This window comes from Streptomyces sp. NPDC127595, assembly GCF_042671685.1.
In the GTDB taxonomy this organism is placed as follows: Bacteria; Actinomycetota; Actinomycetes; order Streptomycetales; family Streptomycetaceae; genus Streptomyces.
This window is the reverse complement of sequence record NZ_JBHXWK010000017.1, coordinates 53,158-74,664: the sequence shown is the minus strand read 5'-3', so window position 1 is coordinate 74,664 and position 21,507 is coordinate 53,158. Positions and strand designations below refer to the sequence as shown.

The 21,507-nt window shown below is 70.7% G+C and carries 21 protein-coding genes and 1 pseudogene; 8 read left to right on the top strand and 14 right to left on the bottom strand.

All coding sequences use genetic code 11. The annotated features are described in order from the left end of the window. Nucleotides 1-4 precede the first annotated feature (4 nt). On the bottom strand, nt 5-658 hold the full coding sequence (locus ACFVKT_RS37230) for a phosphatase PAP2 family protein (protein WP_385740368.1): 654 nt from the start codon (nt 656-658) through the stop codon (nt 5-7). Then, nucleotides 655-1,356: a DedA family protein gene (locus ACFVKT_RS37225; RefSeq protein ID WP_385740365.1), complete on the bottom strand. Its 702-nt coding sequence runs from the start codon at nt 1,354-1,356 to the stop codon at nt 655-657. Before ACFVKT_RS37225 ends, ACFVKT_RS37230 begins: the two co-directional genes overlap by 4 nt. Before the next feature lie 115 nt (nt 1,357-1,471). On the opposite strand from ACFVKT_RS37225, the pseudogene ACFVKT_RS37220 reads away from it, so the two are divergent. Further along, nucleotides 1,472-1,840: pseudogene (locus ACFVKT_RS37220) on the top strand (BlaI/MecI/CopY family transcriptional regulator); the annotation flags it as partial. Nucleotides 1,841-2,034: 194 nt separating this feature from the next. Continuing rightward, on the top strand, nt 2,035-2,970 hold the full coding sequence (locus tag ACFVKT_RS37215) for a M48 family metalloprotease (protein WP_385740362.1): 936 nt from the start codon (nt 2,035-2,037) through the stop codon (nt 2,968-2,970). A 158-nt stretch (nt 2,971-3,128) separates the two neighbouring features. Here the strand turns inward: ACFVKT_RS37215 and ACFVKT_RS37210 are convergent, their stop codons facing one another. Together ACFVKT_RS37210 and ACFVKT_RS37205 are read right to left on the bottom strand one after the other, a co-directional pair. After that, nucleotides 3,129-4,283, bottom strand: coding sequence for an MFS transporter (locus tag ACFVKT_RS37210; RefSeq protein ID WP_385740597.1), 1,155 nt, complete (start codon nt 4,281-4,283; stop codon nt 3,129-3,131). A 46-nt stretch (nt 4,284-4,329) separates the two neighbouring features. Continuing rightward, a complete protein-coding gene (locus ACFVKT_RS37205) occupies nt 4,330-4,692 on the bottom strand; it encodes an ArsR/SmtB family transcription factor (protein WP_384393834.1) in 363 nt (120 codons plus the stop codon). A gap of 35 nt (nt 4,693-4,727) precedes the next feature. On the opposite strand from ACFVKT_RS37205, the gene ACFVKT_RS37200 reads away from it, so the two are divergent. The 3 genes from ACFVKT_RS37200 (at nt 4,728) to ACFVKT_RS37190 (ending at nt 8,814) form a co-directional block, all read left to right on the top strand. After that, a complete protein-coding gene (locus ACFVKT_RS37200) occupies nt 4,728-6,680 on the top strand; it encodes a heavy metal translocating P-type ATPase (RefSeq protein WP_385740359.1) in 1,953 nt (650 codons plus the stop codon). Between the two features lie 116 nt (nt 6,681-6,796). Further along, nucleotides 6,797-8,269, top strand: a complete 1,473-nt coding sequence (locus ACFVKT_RS37195) for an AlkA N-terminal domain-containing protein (RefSeq protein WP_385740594.1) — start codon at nt 6,797-6,799, stop codon at nt 8,267-8,269. Between the two features lie 59 nt (nt 8,270-8,328). Continuing rightward, complete coding sequence (locus tag ACFVKT_RS37190; RefSeq protein WP_385740356.1) at nt 8,329-8,814, top strand: methylated-DNA--[protein]-cysteine S-methyltransferase; 486 nt, start codon at nt 8,329-8,331, stop codon at nt 8,812-8,814. A gap of 266 nt (nt 8,815-9,080) precedes the next feature. Here ACFVKT_RS37190 and ACFVKT_RS37185 read toward each other — a convergent pair whose 3' ends face one another. After that, nucleotides 9,081-10,076, bottom strand: coding sequence for an AraC family transcriptional regulator (locus tag ACFVKT_RS37185; protein ID WP_385740353.1), 996 nt, complete (start codon nt 10,074-10,076; stop codon nt 9,081-9,083). A gap of 274 nt (nt 10,077-10,350) precedes the next feature. Between ACFVKT_RS37185 and ACFVKT_RS37180 the strand changes: the two genes are divergently transcribed. Then, nucleotides 10,351-10,542, top strand: coding sequence for a hypothetical protein (locus ACFVKT_RS37180; RefSeq protein WP_385740350.1), 192 nt, complete (start codon nt 10,351-10,353; stop codon nt 10,540-10,542). Nucleotides 10,543-10,610: 68 nt separating this feature from the next. Then, on the top strand, nt 10,611-11,099 hold the full coding sequence (locus ACFVKT_RS37175) for a hypothetical protein (RefSeq protein WP_385740348.1): 489 nt from the start codon (nt 10,611-10,613) through the stop codon (nt 11,097-11,099). A gap of 40 nt (nt 11,100-11,139) precedes the next feature. Here the strand turns inward: ACFVKT_RS37175 and ACFVKT_RS37170 are convergent, their stop codons facing one another. The 3 genes from ACFVKT_RS37170 to ACFVKT_RS37160 all read right to left on the bottom strand — a co-directional run bounded on the left by ACFVKT_RS37170 (nt 11,140) and on the right by ACFVKT_RS37160 (nt 13,690). Further along, on the bottom strand, nt 11,140-11,877 hold the full coding sequence (locus tag ACFVKT_RS37170; protein ID WP_385740345.1) for an NAD-dependent deacetylase: 738 nt from the start codon (nt 11,875-11,877) through the stop codon (nt 11,140-11,142). Nucleotides 11,878-12,086: 209 nt separating this feature from the next. After that, nucleotides 12,087-12,578: an NUDIX domain-containing protein gene (locus tag ACFVKT_RS37165; protein WP_385740343.1), complete on the bottom strand. Its 492-nt coding sequence runs from the start codon at nt 12,576-12,578 to the stop codon at nt 12,087-12,089. Next, nucleotides 12,575-13,690 (bottom strand): ADP-ribosylglycohydrolase family protein, encoded by a 1,116-nt coding sequence (locus ACFVKT_RS37160; RefSeq protein WP_385740340.1) that lies wholly within the window; start codon nt 13,688-13,690, stop codon nt 12,575-12,577. Before ACFVKT_RS37160 ends, ACFVKT_RS37165 begins: the two co-directional genes overlap by 4 nt. Before the next feature lie 186 nt (nt 13,691-13,876). Between ACFVKT_RS37160 and ACFVKT_RS37155 the strand changes: the two genes are divergently transcribed. Continuing rightward, nucleotides 13,877-15,001: a glycerate kinase gene (locus tag ACFVKT_RS37155; protein ID WP_385740591.1), complete on the top strand. Its 1,125-nt coding sequence runs from the start codon at nt 13,877-13,879 to the stop codon at nt 14,999-15,001. Between the two features lie 110 nt (nt 15,002-15,111). Here the strand turns inward: ACFVKT_RS37155 and pssA are convergent, their stop codons facing one another. From pssA to ACFVKT_RS37125, 6 genes are all read right to left on the bottom strand, one after another. After that, on the bottom strand, nt 15,112-15,930 hold the full coding sequence (pssA, locus tag ACFVKT_RS37150; RefSeq protein WP_385740588.1) for a CDP-diacylglycerol--serine O-phosphatidyltransferase: 819 nt from the start codon (nt 15,928-15,930) through the stop codon (nt 15,112-15,114). 28 nt (nt 15,931-15,958) lie between these two features. Continuing rightward, nucleotides 15,959-16,615 carry a phosphatidylserine decarboxylase gene (locus ACFVKT_RS37145; protein WP_385740337.1) on the bottom strand — a complete coding sequence of 219 codons (657 nt, stop codon included), beginning with the start codon at nt 16,613-16,615 and terminating at the stop codon, nt 15,959-15,961. Nucleotides 16,616-16,788: 173 nt separating this feature from the next. Beyond that, nucleotides 16,789-17,994 carry an acyl-CoA dehydrogenase family protein gene (locus ACFVKT_RS37140; RefSeq protein ID WP_385740334.1) on the bottom strand — a complete coding sequence of 402 codons (1,206 nt, stop codon included), beginning with the start codon at nt 17,992-17,994 and terminating at the stop codon, nt 16,789-16,791. A 2-nt stretch (nt 17,995-17,996) separates the two neighbouring features. Beyond that, nucleotides 17,997-18,509: a MaoC family dehydratase gene (locus tag ACFVKT_RS37135; protein WP_385740331.1), complete on the bottom strand. Its 513-nt coding sequence runs from the start codon at nt 18,507-18,509 to the stop codon at nt 17,997-17,999. Nucleotides 18,510-18,514: 5 nt separating this feature from the next. After that, on the bottom strand, nt 18,515-19,474 hold the full coding sequence (locus ACFVKT_RS37130; RefSeq protein ID WP_385740328.1) for an HpcH/HpaI aldolase/citrate lyase family protein: 960 nt from the start codon (nt 19,472-19,474) through the stop codon (nt 18,515-18,517). Next, on the bottom strand, nt 19,471-21,498 hold the full coding sequence (locus ACFVKT_RS37125; protein ID WP_385740326.1) for a protein meaA: 2,028 nt from the start codon (nt 21,496-21,498) through the stop codon (nt 19,471-19,473). The genes ACFVKT_RS37130 and ACFVKT_RS37125 overlap by 4 nt, the downstream gene beginning before the upstream one ends. Nucleotides 21,499-21,507 lie beyond the last annotated feature (9 nt).

Below are 21,507 nucleotides of genomic sequence, written 5' to 3'. Positions count from 1 at the left end.
CCCGTCACCCGCTCTCGTACGATGTCGTCCCTGCGAGGTGCGGCGCGACGAGGAGCGGCCCGAGCGGCGTGGCCGTCAGCCGCCCCGCCAGCGATCCCGGGATCCTTCGCAGCGCAGTCGTCAGCAGCATCGCGACCACCGTGCCGACCAGCACACCGGCGGCGACGTCGTGCGGATAGTGCAGGCCGACCCAGACGCGGGAGACGGCCATCGCGCAGGCGGCCAGGACCGCGACGGTGCCGAGGCGACGGGACACCTGGAGCAGGGCGACGGCGGCCGCGGCGGCGATGACCGCGTGATTGCTGGGGAACGACCAGTCACCCGGCGCCGGACACGCCTCCAGTGTCGAGACGTGCAGGCTCTGACAGGGCCGGTCCTCGCGAACCGCCATCTTGAGCAGGGAGTTCACCCCGTACGCCACGACGGCGATCACCGGCACGGCGAGCGCGATCAGCGAGGCCCGCGCACTCACCCGTCGCGCCCGCCACCAGCCCACCACCATCAAGACCGCGAACAGCCCGAGCCCGTACGTCGACCACGCGGACACCAGGCTGTCCAGCCACCCGGGGGAGTCCTGGGCGAGGTCCACCACGTAGCTGTAGGCGGAGCCGTCGATCGAGGAGCCGTCGATCGAGGAGCCGTCGAAAGCGAGGATCATCCCTCGGTGCCCTTCTCCGCGGTGGAGGCCCGGCGGGAGCGGTACAGCTCGGCGCCGAGCGGGAGCAGGGACACGACGATGATCACCGCGATGATCGGGAGCAGATAGCGGTCGACGTTCGGGATCGAGGAGCCCAGTGCGTATCCGCCGAGGGTGAGGCCGAGGGTCCAGAGCAGGCCGCCGACGACCTGCCACAGGGTGAACGTCCGCGCCGGCACGTTCAACGCGCCCGCCACCGGGTTCAGCACCGTGCGCACCACGGGAACGAAACGGGCCAGCACGATCGCTTTCGCGTGGCCGTAGCGCTCGAGGAGTTCCTCGGCGCGCTGCGCCCCCGCGTGCAGCCGGGGTGAGCGGCTGCGGGCGAGCAGTGCTCCGCCCGCCTTGCGCCCGAGCAGGAAGCCGGTCTGCGAACCGGCCAGCGCACCGATCGCGGCGGCGGCCAGCAGGGGCACGAGTGAGAGCTTCAGACCGCCCTGCCCCGAGCCCGTGCACAGCAGGCCCGCCGTGAACAGCAGGGAGTCACCGGGCAGGAAGAAGCCGATCAGCAGCCCTGTCTCGGCGAACATCACCACGCCGACGCCCAGCACACCGAAGGTGGCGAGCAGGGACTGCGCACTGAGAACGTTCACCGCGAGCTGTGAGCCTGCGAGCTGTGACCCCGCGAGCTGTGAAGCTGCGAACAAAGTTGCCGCCATCGTCGCGTGCCCTCTCATACTGGACGAGCGGGTACGGCTGAGACGCACCCGACTGACTACAATGCTGTAGACGGTCTACTGAACTGTAGACGATAGCGGGGTGAGGATCGTTCCCATGACCAGCGACAAGGACGAGCGCCGTCCGGCGGGCGAGCTGGAGGCCACCGTCATGGCCGCCCTCTGGGCCGCCGACGCGCCCCTCACACCTGGCCGCGTACAACTGGAGCTGGCCTCCGGCCTCGCCCGTACGACGGTGACGACGATCCTGTCCCGGCTGCACGAGAAGGGCGTCGTCGGCCGCGAGCGTCAGGGCCGCGGTTACGCGTACTTCCCCGTCCAGGACCCGCACGGGCTCACCGCCCGGCGGATGCACACCGAACTCGACCGCGACGAGGACCGCGAGACGGCACTGGCCCGCTTCGTGGCCCAGCTCAGCCCCGACGACGAGCGCCTGCTGCGCGACCTGCTGGAAAGCGGCGAGGAACTGGCGGAGGCGGGGGCCGGCCCGGTGCAGGGTGGGGGACTGCCGGAGCCGCGTGCCGGCCTGGGTGGGGGGCTGTCGGAGCCGGGGGCCGGTCATGGCCAAGGTGACGCACTGCCGGTGTCAGGTGTCGGCCTCGGCGGACTCGGGCACGGGGATCGCCCGGAATCAGGTGACCGGCCGGAATCGGGGGACCGGTGACCGCTCTGCTGCTGCTCGTCCCGCTGCTGGTGCCCTTCGCGGTGCCGCCGCTGGCCCGCCGCTGCCTGGACCGGCTCACACCCCCCGCCGCGCTGTGGGCGCTGACCCTCGCGGTCCTCGTGCTGGCCGGTGCCTCCGTGGCGGCGCTCGGCGCGCTGGTCCTGACCGGCCTGCTCAAGCTGCCGCTCTTCGCGGGCCTCGGCGAGCTGATCCACCCGCTGCGCACCGCGTCGGACTACTTCGTCCTGCCCGCGGCCGCTGCCGCCACCGGCGTTCTCACGGTCGGAGCCTGGACCCTCGTACGCTCGGCGCTGCACCAAGTGCGCGCCTTCCGCAGTGCCCGCACCCTGGCCGGCCGCCGCCCCGCCGCGGGCGACCTGTGTGTCATCGACTCCCCGCACCCGGACGCGTACGCCCTCCCGGGCCGCCCGAACCGCATCGTCGTCACCACCGGGATGCTCCGCAGCCTCGGCGCCGACGAACGAGAGGCGCTCTTCGCCCACGAACGGGCCCACAACGCGGGCGCCCACCACCGCTTCCTCCTTGCCGCCGAGCTCGCCGCCCACTGCCACCCGGGACTGCGCCCGGTCCGTGCGACCGTCGCGCTCGCCGCGGAACGCGTCGCCGACGAGGCCGCGGCCGCCGCGGTCGGTGACCGCCGGCTGACCGCGCGCGCCATCGCCCGTGCCGCCCTCGCCACCACACGCGCCGCCGAGTCCCCCCGCCCCGGCTTCGCCCCCGCGGCGACCACGGGCCCCGTCCCCCGTCGAGTGGCCGCCCTCCTCGTTTCCCCCGTACGCCGCCCCCGCGCCGCCTCCTGGATCGCCCTGCTCCTGGCCGCGTGCGCCGTCGTCTCCGCCGGAGCCGCGGTGGGCGGCGTCCTCGCCTTCCACCACGAGGTGGAGGTAGCCCAGGGGGAGGAGTCGCGCTGACCTGCCGGCGCCGGGGGGATCTTTCAGCCCGTCCGGCGTTTGAGGACGAGGCCGTTCAGGCCGACAGCGGGGGTCTGGGGGCGGCAGCCCGCATGAACAAGGGACGGGAAGAGGGGCGGAGGGGGGCGAAAACCACTCGGCCCCAGCCCACCGTCCCTCTAAGCGCGGTCTCGTCCCCCATCTCCCGAGCGACTCCGCAGCAGCACCCCCACCACGGGCCCCACCGCCAGCAACACGGCAAGCGCCCCGTACCCGTACGTCAAGGTCGCCACCGTCGCGACCCCCGCGACCAGCAACGGCCCACCCGCGTCGCCCAGTTCGCGCCCGAGCTCAGCCGCCCCCATCGTCTGCCCGAGCCGCTCCTGGGGAGTACGGGAAGCCAGCGCGGCGAACCCCAGCGGGGTGATCAACCCCGTGCCGACGCCGATCAGCGCCGCGGCGAGCAGAACACCCGTCAGACCGGGAAGCATCGCGCAGGCCAGCCCCGCAGCGGCGAGACCCAACCCCGCACCGATGCCCACGCGGGCGCTCAACCGCCCCGCGTCCAGGGCCCGCCCGGCCCGCGGCTGGACAACCGCCGCACAGGCCGCAAGCACCGAGACAGCTGCCCCGGTCGCCACGGTGCCGAGCCCCACGACCGCACCGGAGACGGGCAGGAACCCCACCCCCACGGAGAGGGCGGCGGTCGCCCCCGCCAGCGCCGCGGTCGGCGTGAGGAAGGCCGGGTCGGCGAGGCGGCGGGCCAGATCGAGCACGGTCTGCCGGGCGCGCGGCAGCGGCGGCACGTCCGGCACGGCCGACAGGGCCCACACGGCGACGACGGCAGCGAGCCCCGCGAGCACGGTGAACAGCAGCCGCAGCCCGCCCGCCCACACAAGGACGCCGCCGAGCAGCGGCCCCATGGTGTAGCCGAGGGACTTGTAGAAGCCGTAACTCCCGTACACCCGCCCGTGCTTGGCCGCCGGATTGAGCCGGGCCACCAGTGCGGAGGCCGCGGGCGAGAACGCGGAGGCCGCCGCACCCTGACCGAGGCGGGCGGCCCATAGCCACCCGGGGCTGTCGACGACTACGTACAGAACGGACGCGGCACAGAAGGCGACGAGGCCGCCGAGCAGGACGGGCCGGGCGCCGACCCGGTCGGCGATCGTGCCGAACACCGGCTTGAGCAGCACCTCGGCGCCGTCGTAAAGGGCGAGCAGGCCACCCAGGACGAGCAGCGAGGTGACCCCGTCCTCGGACTGACCGCCGAGGTTCGCGGCGATGCCGTGCGCCCCGAACGCGGTCGTGAACCCGGCGGCGTACAGCGGCCACATCTGCTGTGAGGACGCCCCGCTCCGCGGCGAGGTCGTCCCCGCCGCCTCATTCGGGCGCGTCACTGAGCCCCAGCCGCAGGTGTTCCACGTGGTAGACCGCCTGGTCGAGGAGCTCGGCGACATGGTGGTCGTGCAGTGCGTAGACGACCGAGCGTCCACTCCGCTCGCCGACGACCAGGCCCAGGTTGCGCAGCAGCCGTAGCTGGTGCGAGCACGCGGACTGCTCCATGCCGACCTCGGCGGCCAACTCGGTGGCCGGCAGCGGGCCTTCGCGCAGCCGCGCGAGGATCAGCAGGCGCGAGGGGGTGGACAGCGCCTGGAGCGTGGTGGCCACCTTCGCGACGTTGGCCGCGTCCAGACGTACGCGCGGGGTGGCGTCCTGCGCGGTGGTGACGGCTCCATGACCCATGGGCGGCATCCTACCCGTCGTACATGAAGGAATGAATGAGTCTTCATGTGTTCCTGTATGGTGGCCGCGTGTCTCCCACTCTCGCCCCGTCTCCCGCCGCCGCCCCCTCCGCCCCGGGGCTCCCTCGTCGCCGCACGCGCGTCCTCGCACTGCCGGAGGCCCGCTGGGCGCTCGTGGCCACGGTCGCCTTCCTGCTCGCGCTCCCTCTCCACCTCGGGGGCGCGCCCGGCTGGGCGTACGCACCGCTGTATGTGATCGCGTACGCCGCCGGAGGGTGGGAGCCCGCCCTCGAAGGGCTGCGCGCGCTGCGCGAGAAGACCCTGGACGTCGACCTGCTGATGATCGTCGCGGCGCTCGGCGCGGCCGCGATCGGACAGGCGCTGGACGGCGCCCTGCTGATCGTCATCTTCGCCACCTCCGGCGCGCTGGAGGCCCTGGCCACCGCCCGTACCGCCGACTCCGTACGCGGCCTGCTCGACCTGGCGCCCGCCACGGCGACGAGAGTGACCGCGGACGGCGAGGAGCAGGTGTCCACTGCTCAACTCGCGCTTGGAGACGTGCTGTTGATCCGTCCCAGCGAGCGGATCGGTGCCGACGGGCGGGTGGTCGACGGCGTCAGTGAGGCCGACCAGGCGACGATCACCGGCGAACCGCTGCCGGTGCTGAAGACCCCCGGCGACGAGGTCTTCGCGGGCACCCTGAACGGCACCGGCGTGCTGCGCGTCCGTGTGGAACGCGACCCCACCGACTCCGTCATCGCCCGGATCGTCACCCTGGTCGAGGAGGCCTCGCGCACCAAGGCGCCGACGCAGTTGTTCATCGAGAAGGTCGAACAGCGGTACGCGGTGGGCGTGGTGGCCGCCACCCTCGCCGTCTTCGCGGTGCCGCTCGCCTTCGGCGCGGACCTCACCGGCGCGCTGCTGCGGGCGATGACCTTCATGATCGTCGCCTCGCCGTGCGCGGTCGTCCTGGCCACCATGCCGCCCCTGCTGTCGGCCATCGCGACCGCCGGGCGCCACGGCGTCCTGGTCAAGTCCGCGGTCGCCATGGAGCGCCTCGGCGAGATCGACACGGCCGCCCTCGACAAGACCGGCACCCTGACCGAGGGCGCGCCCGAGGTGACGGCCGTCCGGCCGGCGCCGGAGTCCGGCCTCGACGAGGACACCCTGCTGGCCCTGGCCGCCGCGGCCGAGCACCCCAGCGAACATCCGCTCGCCCGCGCGATCGTCGCCGCCGCCCGCTCCCGCGGCCTGCGCCTCGCGCCCGCCGACGACTTCACCGCGAAGCCCGGGCACGGAGTCATCGCCACCGTCGACGGCCACATCGTCACCGTCGGCCGCCCGGACCCGCATCCGGACGACGACACCCACCACACGGTCGTCCTGGTCGAACGCGACGGCGCCCGCGTCGGCACCCTCTCCCTCACCGACCGCCTCCGCCCCGACGCCGCCGAAACCGTCGCCGCGCTCACCGCCCTCACGGGCACCTCACCCGTGCTGCTCACCGGCGACAACCCGCGCGCCGCCGCCCAGGTGGCCACCGCCACCGGCATCACGGACGTACGCGCGCGTCTGCTGCCCCAGGACAAGGTCGCCGCCGTACTCCAACTCGCCGACCGCAAGGTGCTGTTCGTCGGCGACGGTGTCAACGACGCCCCCGCCCTTGCCGCCGCCCACGCCGGGATCGCCATGGGCCGCGCCGGGTCCGATCTCGCCCTGGATACGGCGGACGCCGTCGTCGTCCGCGACGAACTCGCGGCCATCCCCGCGGTCGTACGGCTCTCCCGCACCGCCCGCCGCCTGGTCACCCAGAACCTCGTCATCGCGGGTACGTTCATCACCGCCCTCGTCCTGTGGGACCTCGCCGGTCACCTCCCGCTCCCGCTCGGCGTCGCGGGGCACGAGGGCTCGACCGTCCTGGTCGGTCTGAACGGGCTGCGGCTGCTGCGGGACTCCGCGTGGCGGTCCGGCGGGTCGCGGCGGACGTAGGGCTGGTGCACGGCCGCAGAGGACGGAGGCCGGTTCCCAGCGCACGCGAGGTCGATGTCGGATTCCCGCCAGCTCCGGCCTCGCGCGTGCCCGATGCTTTGGGCATGCAGAACGGGATGCACACCGACACGGAGAGCTGCGTGCGCGCCGTCCAGTCGAAGGACGCGCGCTTCGACGGCTGGTTCTTCACGGCCGTCCTGACCACGCGGATCTACTGCCGGCCCAGCTGCCCGGTGGTGCCGCCGAAGCCGGAGAACATGACGTTCTACCCCAGCGCGGCGGCCTGCCAGCAGGCCGGATTCCGGGCCTGCAAGCGCTGCCGACCCGACACCAGCCCCGGCTCGCCCCAGTGGAACCAACGCGCCGACCTCGTCGCCCGCGCCATGCGCCTGATCGGCGACGGAATCGTGGACCGCGAGGGCGTACCGGGCCTCGCCGCCCGGCTCGGCTACAGCACCCGCCAGATCGAGCGGCAACTCCTGGCCGAGCTGGGCGCGGGACCGCTCGCGCTCGCCCGGGCCCAGCGCGCCCAGACCGCACGGCTGCTCATCGAGACCACCGCGCTTCCGATGGCGGAGATCGCCTTCGCGGCCGGGTTCTCCTCGATCCGCACGTTCAACGACACGGTCCGCGAGGTCTTCGCGCTGTCGCCGAGCGAGCTGCGCGCACGGCTGCCCAAGAGGAGGACGGGGGCCGCCACACCGGGAGTGCTGAGCCTCCGCCTCCCGTTCCGCGCCCCGCTCAGCCCCGACAATCTCTTCGGACACCTCGCGGCGACGGCCGTACCCGGCGTCGAGGAGTGGCGCGACGGGGCGTACCGGCGCACCCTGCGCCTGCCCTACGGCCACGGGATCGTCGGACTCACCCCGAACGCCGACCACATCGCCTGCCGCCTCACCCTCAGCGACCTCCGCGACCTGCCCGTCGCCATCAGCCGTTGCCGCCGCATGCTCGACCTGGACGCCGACCCGGTCGCGGTCGACGACCAGTTGCGCACCGATCCGTTGCTCGCGCCGCTTGTGGACAAGGCGCCCGGCCGCCGGGTGCCCCGCACGGTCGACGAGGCCGAGTTCGCCGTACGGGCCGTGCTGGGCCAGCAGGTCTCCACGGCCGCCGCCCGTACCCACGCGGCCCGCCTGGTCACCGCGCACGGCGAGCCCGTCGACGATCCCGAGGGCGGCCTCACCCATCTCTTCCCGTCGCCCGGGTCACTGGCCGCGCTGGACCCCGAGTCCCTCGCGATGCCGCGCACCCGCCGCGCCACCTTCACCACGCTCGTCCGACAACTCGCCGACGGAACCCTCCACTTGGGCGTGGAGAGTGACTGGGAGGAGGCCCGCGCCCGGCTTCTCTCTCTGCCGGGCTTCGGCCCCTGGACGGTCGACGTCATCGCCATGCGCGCCCTCGGCGACCCCGACGCCTTCCTTCCCACCGACCTCGGAATCCGGCGCGCCGCCCAGGAGCTGGGCCTGCCGTCCACCCCCGCCGCGCTCACGGCACGCGCGGCGGCCTGGCGTCCCTGGCGGGCGTACGCGGTCCAGTACCTGTGGGCGACGGACAGCCACCCGATCAACTTCCTTCCCGCGTAGGACCGTGACCGCACGAGATCACCGTTACGAGGATCTATGAGCCCGCACAAGGATGTTCCATGAAGCGCCACACCGTGACCGACAGCCCCTACGGGCCCTTGACCCTCGTCGCCGACGAAGGCGCCCTCTGCGGCCTCTACATGGCCGGCCAGCGCCATCGCCCTCCCGAGGAGAGCTTCGGCGCACGCGACGACGACACCCTCTTCGACGAGACGGCACGTCAGCTCGCGGCCTACTTCGCGGGCGACTTGAAGGAGTTCGACCTGCCGCTGCGCCTCGACGGCACGCCCTTCCAGCGCGGAGTCTGGGAGCAACTGTGCAAGATCCCCTACGGCGAGACCCGCTCGTACGGCGAACTGGCCGAAGCCCTCGGCAACTTGGGTGCCTCCCGCGCGGTGGGCCTCGCCAACGGCAAGAACCCGGTCGGCATCATCGTGCCCTGTCACCGGGTCGTCGGCGCGAACGGCAGTCTCACGGGGTACGGCGGCGGTCTGGACCGCAAGCAGCGGCTGCTGGACTTCGAGAGCGGTGCCGCCCTTTTCTAGGGCCCAATGGCCCGCGCGGTCTGGAGGCCCGGGTCCGGCCCACCTGACGAGGGGGAGTGGCCGGACCCGGGAGGCACGGGCTCCCGCACCCGTGTCCTTGCCCGTCGCCGAAAGGCGGTTGCGGGAACGGGCGGCGCCGACCCCGTCCGTCCTGTCTGCGTCCGCACCTTTCGAGAGGCGGTATGGAGACCGTACGGCGGCACGCGGACCGGGGTCGCTCCGCATTGCGCGGCGCTGTCCGGATTACGCAGGAGGTTTGTTCCCGCTCAGGTGCACACGCACCGCAGTGTCTGGGACGGCGTCTCCCCGAACCGGGCCCGATAGCGCTGCGCGAACCTGCCCAGATGCGCGAACCCCCACCGGTAGGCGACATCAGTGACACTGACGGTCCCCGGAATCGAGACCTTCAGCTGCTCCCGCACCCGTTGCAGCCGCACCTCGCTGACATACGTCATCGGGGACATCCCCAGGTTCTTGCGGAAGGCGTCCTGCAGTGTGCGCACGCTGACCTGGGCGATGGCCGCGAGCCGGGCGGCGTCGTAGGGCTCGGCGGGCCGCTCGCGTACCGCGTCCATCACCCGCTTGACCGCGGCGGGCCGCATGGACGGCGGCGGCGCGTCCAACGCAGCCCGGTACGGGTGATCGGTTGCCAGTAACAGGCCCTCCAGCAGGGTCTGTTCGATCCGTCCGGCGAAGATCGGCTGCCGCAGCAGGCCGTTGGGCATATCTCTGTCCAGCAGGCTCCAGGACACCAGATTCAGCCAGCTCAGCCCCGGACCGCTGCCGATGTCGAAGGTCGGCTCGATGGCCGGGATGCGCTGAACCGGCCGGCCCAGGAGTGTCTCCAACTGCCCTGCCAGGGCTGCCTTGTCGATCTTCACGTTGATGGCGGCACAGTCGGGCGAGTAGTCCTCGATGCGGTTGTCGCCGCTCGCGGGATCGACGACCACCCCCCGGCGGGTGGTGGCGTACGAGATCGGCCCTCTGCCCTGCCGCACGCTGTGGGAGCCGGCGATGGGCGCCGACACGTGGTAGTAGCCAAGTTCGCCGGTACGCGCCTTGACCTCTGTCCCGTAACTGACCTTGCCGACCGTCAGTGCGCCCAGGTTGATGACCGCGAAGTCCGCGACGAGGTCGCCGGCGTCTCCCACGACGTCGAAACGAGCCTCGCTGAAAATCGTGTTCACGGTCGCCCGGACCTCGTCCACCTCGCGTGTGACGAAGCTGGAGAAATCGACGGTCTGTGGCCTTTGCACCTCCATGATTGTCCCCTCGTCATCACCAGGATGGCTCAAAGAGGCATGGCCGTCAGTAAGGACGTCAGAGTCGGCCGAGTGATTCGGGCAGGGCTGTGCAGGCGGATGGACGACTCTCGCAAATACATCCGAACCGTCACGGGGGAACGGCGCCTCGTAACAGATACCGGCGGTTCATCCTGGCTGTGCAACAGGAGAGAGCGCCAATGAACCGGCTTGCTGCGTATGCCGTTTGACGGGTTGAGATCCACAAGGAACGTCGCCGAAAGGGCACCCCGACATGTCGCTCACCCACACCCGTTCCCGTACGCTCGCCGCCGTCGCCTTCCTGGCCGCCACCGGTCTCTTCCTCACCGCGTGCGGCCCCGACGGTACTGGTGCCGCCTCCGATGCGACCACCCCTTCGGGCGCCGCCTCCGCCACGGACGCCAGTGCCGAGAACCGCGAGACGGCACGGTCACCGGCACGCTGACCTACCTGGCACCGGGCAAGCTGGAGGTCGACGGACGTCCCTTCTATGTCGCCGAGGACACGGAGATCGTGGGCGGGGAGATCTGTGGTGACCCCGAGACCCAGGCGGCGGAGACCTGCACCGCCGAGGAACTGGACGAGGCTGCCAAGACCGGGAACGTGACGGCCCAGGTGACGATCAAGAAGGGTATAGCGACCGAGGTCGTCGGGACCGGCGAGGGCACCGACGCCACGGAGGCGCCGGCCGGGCAGGACGACACTGTGCAGGACGACACCGGGCAGGACGACGCCGAGGAAGCCAGTGCCGACAACCGCGTGGACGGCACGGTCACCGGCACGCTCACCTATTTCGCGCCGGGCAAGCTGGAGGTCGACGGACGTCCCTTCTACGTCGCCGAGGACACGGAGATCGTGGGCGGTGACATCTGCGGTGATCCCGAGACCCAGGCGGCGGAGACCTGCACCCCCGAGGACCTCGAAGGGGCCGCGAAGGGCGGCAACTTGACCGTTGAGGTGACGATCGCGCAGGGGATCGCCTCGCGGGTCACCCAGGTCTAGACGCGCACGGAGTACGAGGGGCACGAGGGTGTGCGGGGTGCTAGGAGTCGCCCTCGGTGCGCAGCCGACGTAGCAGCTCGGGCAGGGCGGTGCCGATGGGCTCCCGGATGACTTCGTCGGCGCGGTCGTCGTACGGCGTCGGTTCGGCGTTGACGATGATGAGCCGGCTCCCGTGGTCCGCGGCCACCTCGGCGAGTCCGGCGGCGGGCAGGACCTGGAGGCTGGTCCCGACGGCGATGAACACCTGGCACGCCTTGGTGATCGCGAGGGCGTCACCGAGTACGACGGGGTCGAGCCGCTCGCCGAACATCACCGTCGCCGACTTGAGGATGCCGCCGCACTTCAGGCACCGCGGGTCCTCCTCACCGGCCTCGACGCGGGCGATCGCCTCCGCCATCGGCCCGCGCACGTGGCATCCGGTGCAGACGAAGCTCCGCGCCGTGCCGTGCAGTTCGAGCACCTTGCGGGCGGGCATGCCGGCCAGCTGGTGCAGTCCGTCCACGTTCTGCGTGATCACCCGCACGGGTACCCCGGACCGCTCCAGCTCCGCCACCGCCCGGTGCGCCGCGTTGGGCTCGGCCCGCAGCGTCCGGTTCTTCCGGCGCAGCTGCCAGGACCGACGCCGGATCTCCGGATCGCCCATGTAGTACTGGTACGTCACGAGCTTCTCGGCCTCCGGATCCCGCCGCCACAGGCCGTTCGGCCCGCGATAGTCGGGGATCCCGGAATCGGTGGAGACGCCGGCTCCACTGAGGAGGGCGACGAGAGGCTTGCTCATGGGCCGAGGGTAGGACGCGTGTCCGCGCGAGGCGAACGATTACTGCCGGGCCAGGGGCCAGTGATCCAGCCGGTTCTAAAGTCCAGCCATGCGCACCGCGACGCGGGACGAGGCGCTGCGGAGGGCGGACATCAAGCCGCAGGATCTGGCTGAGGGCTGAGGGCTCTGGCCTCTGGGGTGAGGGCTGATCCGGAGGCCGGTTCGCAGGGTCAGCCGACCCGGTGCCCGTTCTCCAGCTCCGCCGTCCCCGTGCCCTCCGCCAGTACGTCGAGCGCGGTCATGACGCGACGCCCCAGCGCGCCCGGGAGGTGCTCGGCCAGCTCGTCCCGTGGGACGAGGCGCCAGGACAGGAGCTCCTCCTCCTGCAAGCGGATCGCCTTGAGATCCCGCTCGGTGAGGACTCCGCCGTCGTACAGATAGGCCACCAGCGGGGGCCGTGCCGTGCCGTGCACCCAGTCCACCGCGAGCAGCCGGCCGAGTTCGATGTCGAGGCCGATCTCCTCGGCGGTCTCCCGACGGGCGCCCTGGCGCGGAGTCTCCCCCTCGTCCGACTCGACGGTGCCGCCCGGAAGGGCCCACCCGTCACGGTAGTTCGGCTCGACGAGCAGAACCCGCCCGTCGGCGTCACGGAACAGGGCGGCCGCACCGGCGAGGACGCGGGGGAGGCCCGCGATGTATGTCGCGAAGTCTTGAGTGGTCACTCACGAAGGGTATTCAAGGCGACGCCCCCGGCTCCAGTGAGCCGAGGGCGCGTCAGCGCTGCCGTCCGTGCCGCCAGCTCGCTGATCCGCACCCCGTCGAACCCGAACACCGCACTGCGTACGGTGTCCTCCAGCGGGTCCCGCCACTGCGAGGGGATCGCGGCCGCCCCGCACAGGACGCCCGCCACGGAGCCCGCGGTCGCGCCGTTCGAGTCGGTGTCCAGGCCGCCGCGGACAGTCAGGGTGATGGTGCGGGTGAAGTCGCCGTCGCCGTACAGCAGCCCGGCGGTGAGGACCGCGGCGTTCGGGATCGTGTGGATCCAGCCGAGCCCCGCGGTCTCCTCGGAGACCGTGGCGAGCGTGTCCTCCCAGGTCATCCGGGTCTCGTGGAGCGTGAGCACCCGGCGCACGGTGCGCGCGAGACGGCAGCTCGCGGGGATCACCGTGAGCGCCGTGTCCAGCGCGTGCCGCACGGTCGGCGCGGTGAAGGCCGCCGAGATCAGCGCCGCGGCCCACATCGCGCCGTAGACACCGTTGCCGGTGTGCGAGAGGACGGCGTCGCGGCGGGCCAGCGAGGCCGCACGGCGCGGCGCGTCGGGGCAGGTCCAACCGTAGACGTCGGCGCGGATGAGAGCCCCGATCCACTCCTGGTAGGGATTGTCGTACGTCGCTGTCAGCGGCGGCTTGATGCCGTTGGCGAGGTTGCGATACGTGGCCCGCTCCGCCGTGAACGTCTGCAGATACGGCAGCCGCAGCAGCCACAGGTCACCGACCTGCTCGGTGCTGAAATCGAAGCCGTGCGTCTCCAGGAGGTCGAGCCCGAGGATCGCGTAGTCCACGTCGTCGTCCCGGCAGCTCCCGTGGATACGGCCTCGTACACAACTGCGCCACTCGGGCCGCAGCTCGAACTCACCGCTCCCGCCTCCGTCGGCGGCAGGCCCGGGCAGGTAGTCGGTGAGGGGCAGGGCCGAGGCCTGCCGCAGATAGCGGTCGATCCGGTCCCGCGTCCAGTGGTCGCCCTGCTCGACCGGTTTGCCGAGCATGTTGCCCGCGATCCGGCCCAGCCAGCCCCCATGGATGCGGTCGGCGAACTCGGTGCCCACAGAGGTCATGGTTCCGGTCTACCCAATTCCGGGCGGACGCGCGCGGTGTTCCGGGGGACCGGCGGGGCATGACGGCGGGGGCTTCCTCCGGTTAAGGTCGCAGCGGCGCGACTGCCTTGACGTGAGCAAGGCCAGAAAGCAAGGGGATGCAAGGTGGCGGACGCTGCTGTGAACCGGACCCGGCAGGCGGCACGTGTGCTGATCGCCGCGGACAAGTTCAAGGGATCGCTGACGGCCGTGCAGGTCGCCGAGCGGGTGACGGCCGGGCTGCGCCGGGTCGCGCCGCAGGTCGAGGTCGAGTCGCTGCCGGTGGCCGACGGCGGCGACGGCACCGTCGTCGCGGCCGTCGCGGCCGGTTTCGAGCGGCGTGAGGTACGGGTCGCCGGGCCCCTCGGTGACGAGGTCACGGCGGCGTACGCGCTGCGCGGCGACACGGCGGTCGTGGAGATGGCGGAGGCCAGCGGGCTGCAGCGGCTGCCCGCCGGGGTCTTCGCGCCCCTCACGTCCTCGACGTACGGGTCAGGAGAGCTGCTGCGGGCCGCGCTGGACGCCGGGGCCCGGTCCATCGTGTTCGGCGTGGGTGGCAGCGCCACGACCGACGGGGGTGCGGGCATGCTGTCCGCGCTCGGGGCGCGGTTCCTGGACGCGGAGGGTGAGCCCGTCGCCCCGGGCGGCGGTGCGCTGAGCGATGTCGTGACCGCGGACCTGTCCGGACTCGACGCCCGGCTCTCCTCGTCCTCGGTGGACTTCGTGCTCGCCTCCGACGTGGACAACCCACTCACCGGTCCCAAGGGCGCGCCCGCCGTGTACGGGCCGCAGAAGGGCGCGAACCCCGACGACGTGGCCACCCTGGACGCGGCCCTCGCCCACTTCGCCGCCGTCCTGGAGAAGGCCATCGGTTCCAGGGCCGCCGAGTACGCGGCGGCGCCCGGTGCGGGGGCCGCGGGCGGTATCGGGTACGGCGCCCTCGTGCTCGGCGCGCGCTTCCGCCCCGGAATCGAGGTCATGCTCGATGTCCTCGGCTTCGGGGCAGCGCTGGAGCGGGCCACGCTGGTGATCACCGGGGAGGGCTCGCTCGACGAGCAGACCCTCCACGGCAAGGCTCCCGCCGGGGTTGCCGCCGCCGCGCGTGCCGCGGGCAAGGAGGTCGTCGCGGTCTGCGGCCGCCTGGGTCTGCGCCCGGAAGCCCTCGGTAAGGCCGGCATCCGTCGCGCGTACCCCCTCACCGAGGTGGAGCCCGACATCGTCAAGTGCATCGAGGACGCGGGGCCGATCCTGGAGAAGGTCGCGGAGAACATCGGACGGGACTTCTTGAACTGAGGGTGGGGGTGGGGGCGAAAAAACACCCCCACCCCCACCCTCCGACAGCAAAAACGCCGAAGGGCCCCGAACCAGGGTGGTTCGGGGCCCTTCAGTCACGTACAAGCGCGTTACGGCAGCTGAGCCGCGCGCGCCTCACGCCGGTTGTCCCGGAAGTTGTTCACCCTGCGGGCCGTGGCGAAGAGCGGGATCACCGCGCCCGTCACCAGCTGCAGCGCACAGCCGGTCTGGAGCAGCAGCTGGCCACCCGGGGCGTCGAAGGCCCAGGCGGCGAGCAGGGTCATGGAGACCACGATCCAGGAGAGCATCGCCACCGCGAGGGGCCCCCGCGGCTTCGGGTACTCGACCCGGCTCACCATCAGCCAGGCGGTGCCGAGGATCGCCATGAGCGTGGCGACGAACGGCAGCTCCAGCAGCACGATGGAGACTACGGTGAGCGCCCCGAAGGGCGACGGCATGCCCTGGAACGTGCCGTCCTTGACCGTGACGCATGAGAAGCGCGCGAGTCTCAGGACGACCGCGAGGAGGACCACGATGGCCCCCACCGCCGCCACCCGCTGGTGCGCGTCGTCCGCGACCATGCCGTAGACCAGTACGAAGTACGCCGGAGCGAGCCCGAAGCTGATCAGGTCGGACAGGTTGTCCAGTTCCGCGCCCATGGGGGAGGAGCGCAGCTTGCGGGCCACCAGGCCGTCGAAGAGGTCGAAGACCGCCGCGCACAGCATGAGGATGACGGCCGTTGCGGCACTGTGCCGCGCCATGCCGGTCTCCTGGCTGCCCGTGAGGTGCGGGATCAGGATGCCGGTGGTGGTGAAGTACACCGCCATGAAGCCGCAGGTCGCGTTGCCCAGGGTGAGGGTGTCCGCTATTGAGAGGCGGAGGGAGAGGGGCATCTCCTCCTCGTCGTCCGCCTCGTCGGCCTCCGGCACCCAGCCGCTGCGGGCCTGCGTCTCGGGATCAATCACGGTCAATTCGAGTCACCCCAGCCACGGTCTTCTGACCGACCTCCACGTCCACCTCGACACCCTCGGGGAGGTAGATGTCGACGCGCGAGCCGAACCGGATCAGACCGATCCGCTCGCCCTGCTCGACCTTCGTACCCTGAGGGATGTAGGGAACGATACGGCGGGCGACCGCGCCGGCGATCTGGATCATCTCGATGTCACCGAGCTCGGTGTCGAAGTGCCAGACGACGCGCTCGTTGTTCTCGCTCTCCTTGTTGAACGCCGGGACGAACCCACCGGGGATGTGCTCGACCGATGTCACCGTGCCGGCGAGGGGCGCGCGGTTGACGTGGACGTTCAGCGGGCTCATGAAGATCGCGACGCGGGTGCGTCCGTCCTTCCAGGGCATGATGCTCTGCACCACACCGTCGGCGGGCGAGATGACCCGGCCCTGGGTGATCTCGCGCTCGGGGTCCCGGAAGAACCACAGCATGCCCGCCGCGAGCGCGGTGGCGGGTACGGCCACGGCCTTGGCGGCGCCGGAGCGGCGCGCGCGTACCAGGCTGAGTGCTGCGGTGGCGACGGTCGGGAGAAGCCACGGCGATGCTCCGCGCGCGAGGCGTACGCCTGCCAGGCTGTCGCGAGGTGCAGAGGTTTGGCTGTGGGGCATGGATGACCTTCGTAGCGGATGATGCCGCGCTGAGAAAACGGGGGACGGCGGCTTTCCCGGGATCGTACCGGTCGCGGGCCACAACTGGGCAAGCCAGGAAGCCGAGTCGGCGGCTGAAGAGTGCTGACGGGGTGTGACGTTCTTCTCGAAGGAAACACCCCTAACCGGGACATCTATCCCTGCAGTCGGTACTCTTCGAGCAGCCTGCGCCCGATGATCATTTTCTGGATCTCGGCGGTACCTTCGCCGATCAGCAGCATCGGTGCCTCACGGTAGAGGCGCTCGATCTCGTACTCCCTGGAGAAGCCGTAACCGCCGTGGATCCGGAAGGCGTCCTCGACTACTTCCTTGCAGTATTCGGAGGCGAGGTACTTCGCCATCCCTGCTTCGAGGTCGTTTCGTTCGCCCGAGTCCTTTTTGCGTGCTGCATTGACCATCATCGCATGGGCGGCCTCGACCTTGGTAGCCATCTCGGCCAGCTTGAACTGGATCGCCTGGTGCTGGGCGATCGGCTTGCCGAAAGTGTGACGCTGCTGGGCATAGGAGACACCCAGCTCGAACGCACGTTGTGCGACGCCACAGCCACGCGCGGCCACATTCACGCGCCCCACCTCGACGCCGTCCATCATTTGGTAAAACCCCCGGCCGGTGGTCCCGCCGAGCACGCGATTGGCCGGAATCCGCAGTCCGTCCATGATGAGTTCGGTGGTGTCGACACCCTTGTAACCCATCTTGTCGATCTTCCCGGGGATGGTGAGGCCGGGGCGGACCTCTCCGAAGCCGGGCTCCTTCTCGACCAGGAAGGTCGTCATCGACTTGTGGGCCGGAGTGCCCTCGGGGTGTCCTTCGTCACTCTTCACGAGGACGGCCACCAGGTTCGACGTACCGCCGTTCGTCAGCCACATCTTCTGACCGTTCAGGACGTAGTCGTCGCCGTCCTTGACCGCTTTCGACGTGATGGCCGACACGTCCGAGCCAAGCGCCGGCTCCGACATGGAGAACGCGCCGCGCACGTCGCCGAGCGCCATGCGCGGCAGGAAGTGGTCCTTCTGCTCCTGCGTGCCGTGCTGCTTGAGCATGTACGCCACGATGAAGTGGGTGTTGATGATGCCGGAGACCGACATCCAGCCGCGGGCGATCTCCTCGACGCACAGCGCGTACGTCAGGAGGGACTCGCCCAGACCGCCGTACTCCTCGGGGATCATCAGCCCGAAGAGGCCCAACTCCTTGAGGCCGTCGACGATCTGCTGCGGGTACTCGTCGCGGTGCTCAAGACCGGTCGCGACCGGGATGATCTCCTTGTCCACGAAGTCCCGGACGGTGGAGAGGATTTCCTGCTGGATGTCGGTGAGACCGGCGGTCTGGGCGAGTCGCGCCATGGCTACTTCTCCTGCTCCTTGAGCTGGGGGCGGCCGGGCTGCTCGCCGCCGCGCTCCTTGATGTACGTCTCGGTGGGCACCATCACCTTGCGGCGGAACACGCAGACCAGCGTGCCGTCCTGCTTGTAGCCCTTGGTCTCGACGTGGACGATTCCGCGGTCGCTCTTCGACTTCGAGGGCGTCTTGTCCAGGACCGTCGTCTCGCCGTAGATCGTGTCGCCGTGGAACGTCGGCGCCACGTGCTTCAGCGACTCGACCTCCAGGTTGGCGATCGCCTTGCCGGACACGTCCGGCACCGACATGCCGAGAAGGAGCGAGTAGATGTAGTTCCCGACCACCACGTTCTTGCCGAAGTCCGTGGTGTTCTCGGCGTAGTTGGCGTCCATGTGGAGCGGGTGGTGGTTCATGGTCAGCAGACAGAAGAGGTGGTCGTCGTACTCCGTGACGGTCTTTCCTGGCCAGTGCTTGTAGACCGCGCCGACCTCGAACTCCTCGTAGGTGCGTCCGAACTGCATGGCGCTCAGGCCTCCGGGGCTTCGAACTTGGACGTGCGCTGCATACCGGCCGCCCGGCCCTTGCCGGAGATGACGAGCGCCATCTTGCGGCTGGCCTCGTCGATCATCTCGTCGCCGAGCATCGCGGAGCCCTTCTTGCCGCCCGCCTCGGACGTGCAGTACTCGTAGGCGTCCAGGATCAGTTCGGCGTGGTCGAAGTCCTCCTGGGAGGGCGAGAAGATCTCGTTCGACGCCTCGACCTGGCCCGGGTGCAGCACCCACTTGCCGTCGAAGCCGAGGGCGGCGGCGCGCTGCGCGACCTCGCGGTAGCCGTCCACGTTGCGGATCTGCAGATAGGGGCCGTCGATCGCCTGGAGGTCGTACGTACGGGCCGCCATCAGGATCTTCATCAGGATGTAGTGGTAGGCGTCCGCGCCGTAGCCGGGCGGCTGTTCGCCCACCACCAGGGTCTTCATGTTGATCGACGCCATGAAGTCGGCCGGGCCGAAGATGATGGTCTCGGTGCGCGGCGAGGCGGCCGCGATCTCGTTCACGTTGACCAGACCCTTGGCGTTCTCGATCTGCGCCTCGATACCGATCCGCCCGACCTCGAAGCCCATCGTCTTCTCGATCTGCGTCAGCAGGAGGTCGAGCGCGACCACCTGCTGGGCGTCCTGCACCTTCGGCAGCATGATGCAGTCGAGGTTCGGCCCCGCACCCTCGACGACCGTGACGACATCGCGGTACGTCCACTCGGTCGTCCAGTCGTTGACGCGCACGACCCTCGTCTTGCCGGTCCAGTCGCCCTCGTTGAGGAACTTGACGATGGTGTGCCGCGCCTCGGGCTTGGCGAGCGGCGCGCACGCGTCCTCGAGGTCCAGGAAGACCTGGTCGGCAGGGAGGCTCTGGGCCTTCTCCAGGAAGCGGGGGTTGCTTCCCGGCACCGCGAGACAGGAGCGGCGGGGGCGCAGACGGTTGACGGTCATGCGGGGACCTCCAGGGGGTCGAGCTTGTTCGCTTTGCGGATCTCGTCGACGATACGGCCGATGATTCCGGTGATGTCGAAGTCCTTCGGGGTGAAGACCGCGGCCACTCCGGCGGCCCGCAGCAGTTCGGCGTCGGCGTTCGGGATGATCCCGCCGGCGATCACCGGGATGTCGCCGGCGCCGGCCTCGCGCAGCCGCTCCAGCACGTCCGGCACCAACTGCGCGTGCGAGCCGGACAGGATGGACAGACCGACGCCGTGCACGTCCTCGGCGACGGCGGCGGCCACGATCTCCTCGGGGGTGAGCCGGATGCCTTGGTAGACCACCTCGAACCCGGCGTCGCGGGCCCGCACGGCGATCTGCTCGGCGCCGTTGGAGTGCCCGTCCAGGCCCGGCTTGCCCACCAGGAAGCGGAGCTTGCCGACCCCGAGGTCGCGGGCGGTCACCGCCACCTTGCGGCGTACCAGCGCCATCGCGGTGCCCTCCTCGGCGGTGACCGCGACGGGCGCGGAGGAGACACCGGTGGGGGCGCGGAACTCGCCGAACACCTCGCGCAGGGCCCCGGACCACTCGCCGGTCGTGACGCCGGCGCGGGCGCACTCCAGGGTGGCCTCCATGAGGTTCTCGGTGCCCTTGGCGGCCGCCTTCAGCCGCTCCAGCGCCTTGCAGGGGCGCGGGTGGTTGAAGGGGGGCTGGTAGCGGGTGTCACGCCAGTTCTGGAGGGCGGCGACCACCCGGGCCTCGACCGCCGGGTCGACTGTGTGGATCGCCCCGTCCAGGTCGGCCGTGAGCGGGTTCGGCTCGGTCGTCTCGAAGATGTTGACGCCGACGATCTTGTCGGTGCCGCCCTCGATACGGGCCCGGCGCTCGGCGTGCGAGGAGACGAGCTGCGACTTCAGATAGCCCGACTCGACGGCGGCCATCGCGCCGCCCATCTCCTCGATGCGGTCCATCTCGGCGAGCGACTCCTCCACCAGGAAGGCCACCTTGGCCTCGATGACGTGCGAGCCCTCGAAGATGTCCGCGTACTCCAGCAGGTCACTCTCGTAGGCCAGCACCTGCTGCATGCGCAGCGACCACTGCTGGTCCCAGGGCCTGGGCAGGCCCAACGCCTCGTTCCAGGCGGGCAGTTGCACGGCACGCGCGCGTGCGTCCTTCGAGAGCGTCACGGCCAGCATCTCAAGGACGATCCGCTGGATGTTGTTCTCCGGCTGGGCCTCGGTCAGGCCGAGGGAGTTGACCTGGACGCCGTACCGGAAGCGCCGCTGCTTGGGGTCCTCGATGCCGTACCGCTCGCGCGTGATCTTGTCCCAGATCCGGCCGAACGCGCGCATCTTGCACATCTCCTCGATGAAGCGGACGCCCGCGTTCACGAAGAAGGAGATACGCGCGACGACATCGCCCCTGCGGTCCTCGGCGATCTGCCCGGACGCGAACACCGCGTCCAGTACGGCGATCGCGGTGGACATCGCGTACGCGATCTCCTGGACCGGGGTGGCTCCCGCCTCCTGGAGGTGGTAGCTGCAGATGTTGATCGGGTTCCACTTGGGGATGTGGTTCACCGTGTAGGTGATCATGTCCGTCGTCAGCCGCAGCGAGGGCACCGGCGGGAAGACGTGCGTCCCCCGCGACAGGTACTCCTTCACGATGTCGTTCTGCGTCGTCCCCTGGAGCTGGGTGATGTCCGCGCCCTGCTCCTCGGCGACGACCTGGTAGAGCGCAAGCAGCCACATGGCGGTGGCGTTGATGGTCATCGAGGTGTTCATCTGCTCCAGCGGGATGTCCTGGAACAGCCGGCGCATGTCGCCGAGGTGCGAGACCGGCACGCCGACCCGGCCGACCTCGCCGCGGGCGAGGATGTGGTCGGGGTCGTACCCGGTCTGCGTCGGCAGGTCGAAGGCCACCGAGAGACCTGTCTGCCCCTTGGCGAGGTTGCGCCGGTACAGCTCGTTGGACGCCTCTGCCGTGGAGTGACCGGCATAGGTCCGCATGAGCCAAGGCCGGTCCTTCTGTCGCTCAGTCATCTATGTGAC